This window comes from Magnetococcales bacterium, from assembly GCA_015232395.1.
GTDB lineage: Bacteria > Pseudomonadota > Magnetococcia > Magnetococcales > JADFZT01 > JADFZT01.
The window spans coordinates 1-9,382 of the sequence record JADFZT010000120.1 but is presented as its reverse complement, the minus strand read 5'-3'; the positions used below and the strand labels follow the sequence as shown (position 1 = coordinate 9,382).

The following is a 9,382-nucleotide window of genomic DNA, read 5'->3' as shown; positions in this document are numbered from 1 at the left end:
ACATCGGCAAAAGTGGCGCTCTGGTCGCTTGAGCCGGTTTTGGCCAGGGCGATATTGGATTGCACGGCGTCCAGTTCTGGCTCTCACCGCCAGCGCCATGAAGAGTGATATTGAAAAAACCCGAAAGGCTGGTTGCAACCTCCATCTATCTAAACCCATACGGAAAAAAACATTGATTGATGCGCTTGGCATTTTTACGCCGACGTAGATCTTCAAGGTTTTTGCCGTCCCTGCCCTCCTGCAGGGGGATTTGCCACCTTACAACTATGTAATGAGAAAAAACCGACCATGAAAATCAAATTTCGTCCCCTTCACGACCGAGTTGTCATCAAACGCATCAAGGAAGAGGAAAAAACCGCATCAGGCATTCTCATCCCTGATACAGCCAAGGAAAAACCTGTCGAAGGTGAAGTGATCGCTATTGGCAAAGGCGCCGTAGGCGATGATGGAAGTATTCGCACCATGGATGTCAAAGTCGGCGACCGAGTGCTTTTTGCCAAGTATGGAGGAACAGAGGTCAAGATCGATGATGAGAAACTCTTGATCATGCGGGAAAGCGATATCTTGGGCGTCATTAAATAAGAGCTGCAAAAACCGTTATTGGTCAATAGATGCCAATATTAAAAAAAGGTGAAATAAACATGGCCGCAAAAGAAGTCAAATTCGGTGCAGATGCCCGAAACAGGATGATGGACGGCGTAAATATTCTTGCAAACGCGGTCAAGGTGACCTTGGGGCCCAAGGGCCGCAACGTGGTGCTGGACAAATCATGGGGCGCTCCTCGCGTTACCAAGGACGGCGTGACCGTAGCCAAAGAGATCGAACTGGCGGACAAGTTTGAAAACATGGGCGCTCAAATGGTGAAAGAGGTGGCTTCCAAGACTTCCGACGAAGCCGGAGATGGCACCACCACGGCCACCGTTCTGGCCCAGTCCCTGGCCCGTGAGGGCATGAAGGCGGTTGCCGCCGGCATGAACCCCATGGATCTCAGGCGGGGCATTGATTCCGCTGTAAACGCAGTGGTGGAGGCGCTTAAAACAAGCGCCAAGGAGATCACCAGCTCAGAGGAGATTTCCCAGGTAGGCGCTATCTCTTCCAATAGCGATAAAGAGGTCGGAGCCATGATCGCCGAGGCCATGGACAAGGTAGGCAAAGAGGGCGTCATCACCGTTGAGGACGCCAAGGGGTTGGAAACCACCCTGGACGTGGTGGAGGGCATGCAGTTTGATCGGGGTTATCTCTCCCCCTATTTCGTCACCAATCCAGACAAGATGCTGGTGGAGATGGATGAGCCCTTCATCATGCTGGTTGAAAAAAAGATCAGCAACCTACAGCAGATACTCCCTATCCTGGAAAGCGTCATTCAATCCTCCCGGCCCTTGTTGATGATCTCTGAGGATTTGGAGGGGGATGCCTTGGCCACCCTGGTCGTCAACAAACTGCGGGGCGGCCTGAAAGTGTGCGCGGTCAAGGCTCCGGGCTTTGGCGACCGCCGCAAGGCCATGCTGGAGGACCTCGCAACTCTTACTGGCGGGACTGTCGTTTCCGAGAATATGGGCGTAAAGACTGAAAACGTCACCCTCGACATGCTGGGGACCGCTAAGTCCGTGATTATCAGTAAAGATGAAACGACCATTGTAGGCGGCGCGGGCAGTGCTGGACAGATCAAGGAGAGAGTGAATCAGATTCGTGGCCAAATTGAGGGAACCACCTCCGATTATGACCAGGAGAAGCTCCAAGAACGTCTCGCAAAGCTGGCTGGCGGCGTTGCCATCATCAAAGTGGGCGGCGCTTCCGAGATTGAGGTGAAAGAACGTAAAGATCGCGTGGATGATGCCCTGCACGCCACTCGCGCAGCGGTGGAAGAGGGAATCGTTCCCGGCGGCGGCATCGCTCTGCTGCGAGCGCGCAAATCCCTGGACAAGATCGAAAGCGCCAACGATGACCAGAAAGTAGGCGTCAATATTGTCCGCCGGGCGCTGGAAGAACCAGTTCGCGTTATTGCCGAAAACGCAGGCGCAGAAGGGTCCGTGGTGGTGAATAAAATTTTGGAAAACAGCAACGCCAACTTCGGCTATGACGCCGCCAACGGCGATTATACCGATTTGGTAATGCGAGGCGTTATTGACCCGGCTAAGGTTGTGCGCAATGCCCTCCAGTCCGCTGCTTCAGTGGCCGGTTTGTTGATTACAACTGAGGCTATGGTGGCTGAGATGCCAAAAAATGAGCCTTCTCCAGCATCCATTGATGGCATGGGTGGCATGGGCGGAATGGGGATGTAAAATGGCATCTCAAGGCTGATAACAGTAAGGAACTGTTTTCGATTATATCTATGATCGAGAACAGTTCCTGAAAATAAATGCCGATTTTTTTGTCATGTTGGCCATACTACAAATAGAATGCAGAGATTTTTATGAAACAATTGCTTTTGAAAGAGTTTGCGGAACAGTGGTCAAGCCTGATAGAAATAAACATCTCTGGAAACAAGCAAAGATGGAGGCGACTGTTGAAAAGTGCTCTCGGAGAAACCTGGTATATTTACAGTTTTATAGCCAATGATAGCGGCTTGGAGAAAAAAGAGGCTTTTGAGCTTGTAAATCAGGCAGAAGTTAAAGCATGGATGACGGTTAGTTTGGTTGACCAGGATGAAGTGGCCTTGGATTTGTCCAGACGAGCCATTAAAAAAAGTTGACCGGCAAAGTTTTATGGGCATCGTCAAATTGAGCAAAACACGGTCGAACCGGTCTCCGAATCCCAGCGCGCAGGCTCGGTTTTTTTTCAGTTTTCGGACGTAACTCCGGTGATGACCTCCCATTCTGCAAAACCACGATTCCGCAATTCCCGATAGGAGGAAGCGGACATCAGATGGCGGTCTTGGCGGCTAAGGTTGTGGGGGGCGAATTCCTGATTTCCGAACAAAAGCAATAGGAACGGGCCAATCTTGTGACCGCCCCCATTTTGTCCTATCCTGGCTCGTATGAAGAACTATGATGGACCGCAGATTTGAGACAGTCAGATAAGCTACACTTCGCCCTCAGGGTTGGCACACCAAATTGGGCCATACGAGGTTTTCGGAAGGGACAGCAGTTACGATCGCCATTCAAATGGCTTTGGCTGGCAAAATCAAATAGGGGGAGAGCAGTTACAAAAAATTTTGATTTCGAAATAGACATTGGGCCTGCGAAAGGGTGACAATGGCATCCTACCTGTTTCCTGGAGGGGGGAATCCTGGTGGAAAGCATAAGAGGATTCTATTTCCAGTCCCCTCCAACTGGTTCTTCACACCATGAAGATTCGCCTCACCTTGTTTTTGCTCGCTATGATCGTCATCACAGCGACCATTGTCGGTTTCGGTGTACGGCAGCTTGCTCTGGACCAATTTACCAACCAACAGGACCAACGCATCCGCGAGACCCACCAGGAACTACAAAACAAATTTCGCTCCTTTGATTTGTTCATGGCTGATGTGGAAGCGGAGTTGGATCAGCGTCTCAAGAGTGTGCTACCCGAAATCGCCCAACGCATCGCCGCAGGTCCTCCCCCCGCCCAATGGAGTCGGGAGGCGCTCAATACCATAGCCACCGCCTATTCAGTGCGAGACCTTTATCTGATCGATACAGAGCTGGTGATTTTTAACACGACATTCCCCCCCGACCTGGGGTTGAACCTGGGTAGCCTTTCCCAGGGGCTGAAGACCAAACTGGAGGGACTGTTGCACAGTGGCAGGGTGGAGGTGGACCGCATCTCCATGTCCAACAAGACCGGAATTATCAAAAAATATGCCTATCACGGCCCTCAGCAGGCAGACTATCTGGTGGAAGCCTCTTTCAACATGTGGGAAGGGGCTGAAACCTTTGGCAGTGTGGCGCAAAAACGTTTTTTTCTCGAAGAGTTTTTCCAAAGTCTGGTCGATAGCAGCGACATCCTGGTTGAATTGGACCTTTTCATCGCCGACGATCTGGCCCAATGGTCCTTGCTGCGGGAAGGGATCCCCATGGATTCTAAAGTAGCCTCCCGACTATTGGCTGAAGGACGTGTGGAAATTCACGCACCGAACCGACTGACGGTCTACAACCAGTTACCTAGACGTGATGTCATCAGCGGTTTCCGCTACTACAGCAAAACCGTTTTCAATACGGCTATTCCTGACAAATTTTACCAGGAAATGACCGTACGCACCTTGATACTTACGCTGGTTGCGGCGGCACTGGCCTTTCTTCTGGTAGAGCGGGTCATTTTCCGTTGGCTACTTTCCCGGGTAGAAGCTATGGATACCGGCATTCGTTCCATGGGTGAGAACACCTTGGCTCCCCCTCTGGATGTGGACGGCTCTGACGAACTCTCACGCATTGCCGCCGCCATCAATGATCTGGTAGACAAAGTGCGCCATCGAGAGGATCAACTTCGTATGGCAAAAGAGGATCTTGAGCTTCGGGTGGCATCACGCACCCAGGAACTTAGACAATCCCTGGAGGCTCTGGCAGAGAGGGAGGCCAACTATCGATATCTGGTGGAGCACGCCCGCAGTATCATCCTGCGCTGGAAACCCAACGGCACCATTACCTTTTTCAATGATTTTGCCCAGAAATATTTCGGTTATCCGGAAGCAGATATTCTGGGTAAAACCATCTATGAGACCATCCTCCCGAGTACTGAAACTGGGGGACGGAATTTATACGAACAGCTACAAAAAATCGCCCTGAATCCCAAAGATTTTGCCTTCCATGAAAATGAAAACATCTGCCGCGATGGGCAGCGGGTCTGGGTGGCGTGGGCTAATCGAACTCTGCCAGGGAATGATGGAAAACCAGGCGAAGTATTGAGTGTAGGCACGGATATCACCCATCTGAAACGGGTACAGCAAGAGCTCATCCTGGCCCGTAATGCAGCCGACGCCGCCAACCGGGCCAAAAGTGAATTTTTAGCGGTAATGAGTCACGAAATCCGTACGCCCATGAACGTTATATTGGGAATGGCGGATCTGTTGGCAGATACCGATCTCACCACTGAACAAAAAAATTATCTGCGCTCCTTCAACAGCGCTGGTGAAACCCTACTGGCTCTCATCAATGATATTTTGGACCTGAGTAAAATTGAAGCGAACTGCCTGGAATTGGAGCAGGTGGAGATCGATCTGGCTGAGCTGACCGGTGACTTGGCCGACATCATGTCAGTACGTGCACGGGAAAAAAATCTGGCGCTTACCGTACACATGGACCCAACCATGGTTCCTGTCCGGTGGGGTGACCTGGCCCGACTGCGCCAAGTGCTCATCAACCTTATCGGCAACGCCATCAAGTTTACCCACCAGGGAGAGATCAAGGTGCGGGTGTCCGAGCCGATGCCCGAACAGGTCCTGTTAGAGGTGGAAGACACCGGGATTGGTATTCCCGCAGACCAACAACAGGTAATCTTCAACGCCTTCAACCAGGGGGATGCTAGCGTAACCCGGCGCTATGGTGGTACTGGCCTGGGACTGGCTATCTGTCGCCGACTGGTCAACCTGATGGGGGGAGAAATCCAGCTTAGCAGCGATTTAGGGCATGGCAGCCGGTTTCACCTGACCATCCCCATGGCTATTGTGGCACACCCCCTGAATAAACAATTGTACTCCGATCTGAGAGCAGGAATGCGCATTTTGCTGGCAGGGGAAGGATCTTTTCTGTCAGTGGTGCAAAACTTTTTGGAAACTGTCAGCCTGAAAGTAGCACGACACCAGGGTTTTGCCGGCATCGACAATGCTCTGGAAAAGGGTGAACCACCAGAAGCCGTTATCATCGAGAGCGGTGATGAAAAGATGGCAGTGGTGTTGGCCTGCATCCGAGTGCTCCGCTCCGATACCATCGGTACTTCCATACCGTTGGTAGTGTTGCTCCCGGAACCGGACCGCAAAACCATCCTGGAAATCCAGGAACTAAATGCTACCTATCTGATCAAGCCCCTGAAACGACGTGATCTGTTGTCAGCCCTAAACACGGCCCAGGCTTTGGGAAAAGCAGTATCTGCTAAGGTTGGTGGGCTACTCCCAACACTACAGAAAAAAAGATCCCTACATATTCTGATTGCCGAGGATTCCCCCGACAATGTCCTTCTGTTGCAATCCTATCTAAAGAGAGAGCTCTATCAATTGGCAGTTGTGGAAAATGGTCAGGAAGCAGTGGATCGGATAATGGATGAACACTTTGACCTTGTGTTGATGGATGTGCAGATGCCGGTCATGGACGGTCTGCAGGCTACTCGTCAAATTCGACTTATGGAGCGGAAGGCGAACCGCACACCCATACCGATTATTGCTCTTACCGCTCACGCCATGCGTGAGGACGAGGGAAAAAGCTATGAAGCTGGCTGTAACGACCACTTGACCAAACCAATCAAAAAGACTGTGTTATTGGAGGCCATTATTCGCGCAACTGAAAGAGATACTCCCTGACGGGCATCGTCAAGTTGAGCCAAACACGGTCGAACTGATCTCCGAAGCCCAGTGCTCAGACACGGTTTTCTTCAGTTTTTGGATGTAACTCCGGTGACCACCTTCCACTCCGCAATCGCCCGTCCCCTCTAGAAGGGGATGTTGGAATCCAGTCAGTATCCCTCCATCACCCAACTGGCCGAGGCGGAAAAGGTGGACCGGGCTGGGGTCTCCCGGACCTTGATGCTGACCCTGCTGGCTCCTGATATCGTAGATGCCATTCTCGATGGCCGGCAGCCGGAGGGGATCACCATCTCTGAGTTGAAAAAAGCCGTTTCCGGTGGAGTGGGAAAAGCAGCGGGAAAGGTGGGGAGTCTCACCCACCACCCATCCTCTCACCTGAAAGTCACTCCAACCCAAACGCCTTCACCAGCCACACCGCCATCTCCGCCCGGTTACCGGATGAGGGCGCGGAGGCGGAAAAACAGAGGGCTTGTCATCCTCCGGAATGGTAGACGGATGTTTGAGAAAAGGATATAAAAACAACGATAACGGAGTTTTCAAGGAGGACAGGCGAGTGTACGGATCGTCTACCTGCCACCGCGGACCGGCCAGACATAATAGTTGGTGATTTTGGCGTTGGTGTGGACGCTGCCGTTGTTGTTGAGGTGCACGTGCCAGGTTTCGTTGCTGAAGTTGGCGTAGGTGGTGCTGGAGCAGAAACCGTCGCCGGTTATTCCGTGGAACGGATGGCCGGCGGGAAGTGGGGGTGTGTGGCGTTCCCGGTCGGCCAGGCTCTGCAGTTCCCGCCGGGTGGGCAGGCGCCAGTCATCATGGCCGCCGCCGTAGCCGTCACAGGATTCCGTGCCCGCATTCAATCCCGCCACCAGGTTCAAGGAATCATACCAATCGTATGATCCCCAGCAGTTGGCGTTCTCCATCCAGATCAGCCCGGTCATGTTGTCGGTGATCGAGCCGTCGCCGTTGTCGGCGAAGCGGGGTTCGGGCCAGGCCAGGCCGGTCTGTAGGTCGCCGTCATCCCCCACCGCATAGGAGGTGGTCTGTCCGGTGCGGGGCACCGGTGCCAGGGCATCCGGATCGGTTTCACCCCGGACCGGCCAGACATTCAGACTGCTGCTTTTGCCAAGGGTGTGGATGTAACCGCTGCGAAAAAAGACGTACCAGGCGGCGCTGGTGTCGTCCACGCCGGTGGTGCCGCTCCAGTAGAGGCTGCTCTGGGCGGCGGTGAAAGGATGATCGGCGGGCAGGGCCGGACCGTATTCGGCCATGTCCAGCAGGCTTTCCAGCTCCAGCAGCGAGGGCAGGCGCCAATCGGCATGGCCACCGCCGTAGCCATCGCAGGATTCCGAACCGCTGTTCAACCTTGCCACAAGTACCAAGGCCTCATACCAGTCGGTGGATCCCCAACAGTTGGCGTTTTGCATCCAGATCAAACCGGTCAGGTTGTCCGTCACCGTGGTGTCGCCGTTGTCGGTGAAGCGGGGATCGGGCCAGGCCGTGCCGGGTTGCAGGTCGCCGTCGTCTCCATCCTGATGGGCGACCTCCTGTCCGGTAGCGGGCACGGGCGCCGGATAGGTGTCGTCAACGGTGGGGTCGGTGCCGGCCTGATATTCTGCCAGATTACTGGCGCCGTCGCCATCGGCATCCACCGCGGCATCGTTTTCATCCAGGGGGTCAAGGCCATACTGCGCCTCGAAGGTATCCGGCAGACCGTCGCCGTCATCGTCGCTATCGGCATAATTCCCGGTGCCGTCGTTGTCGGTGTCCTGAGTTTCGGTATAGTCGTTGGGAAAGGCGTCGGCATCGTCGTCCACACCATCGCCGTCAGAATCGTTTTCAGATGTGGAAAGCTCAAAGGCCCGCACGAGGAAGACTGCCATCTCTGCCCGAGTGAGGGTAAAGCTTGGGCAAAAAAAACTGTCGTCGCAGCGGCCTGGCTCGGTGGTGCCGGAGACCAGACCATCGCTTTCCAGCTTTTCGATATAGGTGGCTGCCCAATAATCCGCAGAGATGTCAGCGAAAGCGGTTCCAGTGGCGTCTGGCGGGGAATAGTCGGATCCGTAGAGGGTGCGCAACAAAAAAACCGCCATCTCTGCCCGGGTGATCTCCCGGCTCGGACAATAGTTGGATGCATCACAACCGCTGGTGATGCCCAGAGAAGCGAACTCCTCGATCCAGCTCCCGGCCCAGTAGCCATCCACCACGTCCTCGAATACATCCCCGCTTTGGGCCGGGGGGGAGTGATTCGAGCCATATTTGGCCCGCAACAAAAAAATCGCTATTTCCGAGCGCTGCAAGGTCGAGTCCGGGCAATAGTTGGATGCATCGCAACCGCTGGTGATGCCGGTTTCGGAAAACACCTCGATTTTGGAATAGGCCCAATGGCTTTCAGGGGCATCCTCAAAGGTAGTAGCAAAAGCCGGGAAAACCGGGACTATGAGAAAAAACAAGCCCAGCAGGTAGACCAGAAAATCGCGCTGTTTCATTGCTCCCCCTACTCAATGAGTTCAGGATTCGAATTGAAATAGTCTGGTTTTACCAGGCTTACTCCAACCCAAACGCCTTCACCAGAAACACCGCCATCTCCGCCCGATTGATGGTCAGGCTGGGACAGAAGTTGCCGCTATCGCATTCCCGAGTGGTATCCAGTGTATCGTCGAGGATGCCATCCGCTGCCAGTTGCTCGATATAAGACGCCGCCCAGTAGCTGGAAGAGATATCGCCATAGACCGTCCCGGTAGCGGCAGAAGGAGCGTAACCCGTGCCATAGATGGCGCGTACCAGAAAGATCGCCATTTCCCCTCGGGTGATCTCCCGGCTGGGGCAAAAGTTGCTGGCATCACAGCCACTGGTGATCCCCCGATCCGCAAACTCTTCCACATAACTCCCGGCCCAATAACTCGAGACCACATCACCAAACCCATTGACAAAACCCAGCTTTATAGCGCCCTG

7 protein-coding genes are annotated in these 9,382 nt (G+C 53.7%); 5 read left to right on the top strand and 2 right to left on the bottom strand.

The window, feature by feature from the left end:
- Positions 1-288 precede the first annotated feature (288 nt).
- The 5 genes from groES to HQL52_19145 all read left to right on the top strand — a co-directional run bounded on the left by groES (position 289) and on the right by HQL52_19145 (position 6,949).
- Positions 289-582 (top strand): co-chaperone GroES, encoded by a 294-nt coding sequence (gene groES, locus HQL52_19165; GenBank protein MBF0371564.1) that lies wholly within the window; start codon positions 289-291, stop codon positions 580-582.
- Between the two features lie 59 nt (positions 583-641).
- Positions 642-2,282, top strand: a complete 1,641-nt coding sequence (groL, locus tag HQL52_19160) for a chaperonin GroEL (GenBank protein ID MBF0371563.1) — start codon at positions 642-644, stop codon at positions 2,280-2,282.
- A gap of 131 nt (positions 2,283-2,413) precedes the next feature.
- On the top strand, positions 2,414-2,692 hold the full coding sequence (locus tag HQL52_19155) for a hypothetical protein (GenBank protein MBF0371562.1): 279 nt from the start codon (positions 2,414-2,416) through the stop codon (positions 2,690-2,692).
- Positions 2,693-3,286: 594 nt separating this feature from the next.
- Positions 3,287-6,430 (top strand): response regulator, encoded by a 3,144-nt coding sequence (locus tag HQL52_19150; GenBank protein ID MBF0371561.1) that lies wholly within the window; start codon positions 3,287-3,289, stop codon positions 6,428-6,430.
- Positions 6,431-6,568: 138 nt separating this feature from the next.
- Positions 6,569-6,949 carry a hypothetical protein gene (locus HQL52_19145; protein MBF0371560.1) on the top strand — a complete coding sequence of 127 codons (381 nt, stop codon included), beginning with the start codon at positions 6,569-6,571 and terminating at the stop codon, positions 6,947-6,949.
- Between the two features lie 50 nt (positions 6,950-6,999).
- Here the strand turns inward: HQL52_19145 and HQL52_19140 are convergent, their stop codons facing one another.
- Both HQL52_19140 and HQL52_19135 read right to left on the bottom strand, forming a co-directional pair.
- Positions 7,000-8,916, bottom strand: a complete 1,917-nt coding sequence (locus HQL52_19140) for a DUF1566 domain-containing protein (GenBank protein MBF0371559.1) — start codon at positions 8,914-8,916, stop codon at positions 7,000-7,002.
- Positions 8,917-8,974: 58 nt separating this feature from the next.
- On the bottom strand, positions 8,975-9,340 hold the full coding sequence (locus HQL52_19135) for an S-layer homology domain-containing protein (GenBank protein MBF0371558.1): 366 nt from the start codon (positions 9,338-9,340) through the stop codon (positions 8,975-8,977).
- Between the last annotated feature and the right edge of the window lie 42 nt (positions 9,341-9,382).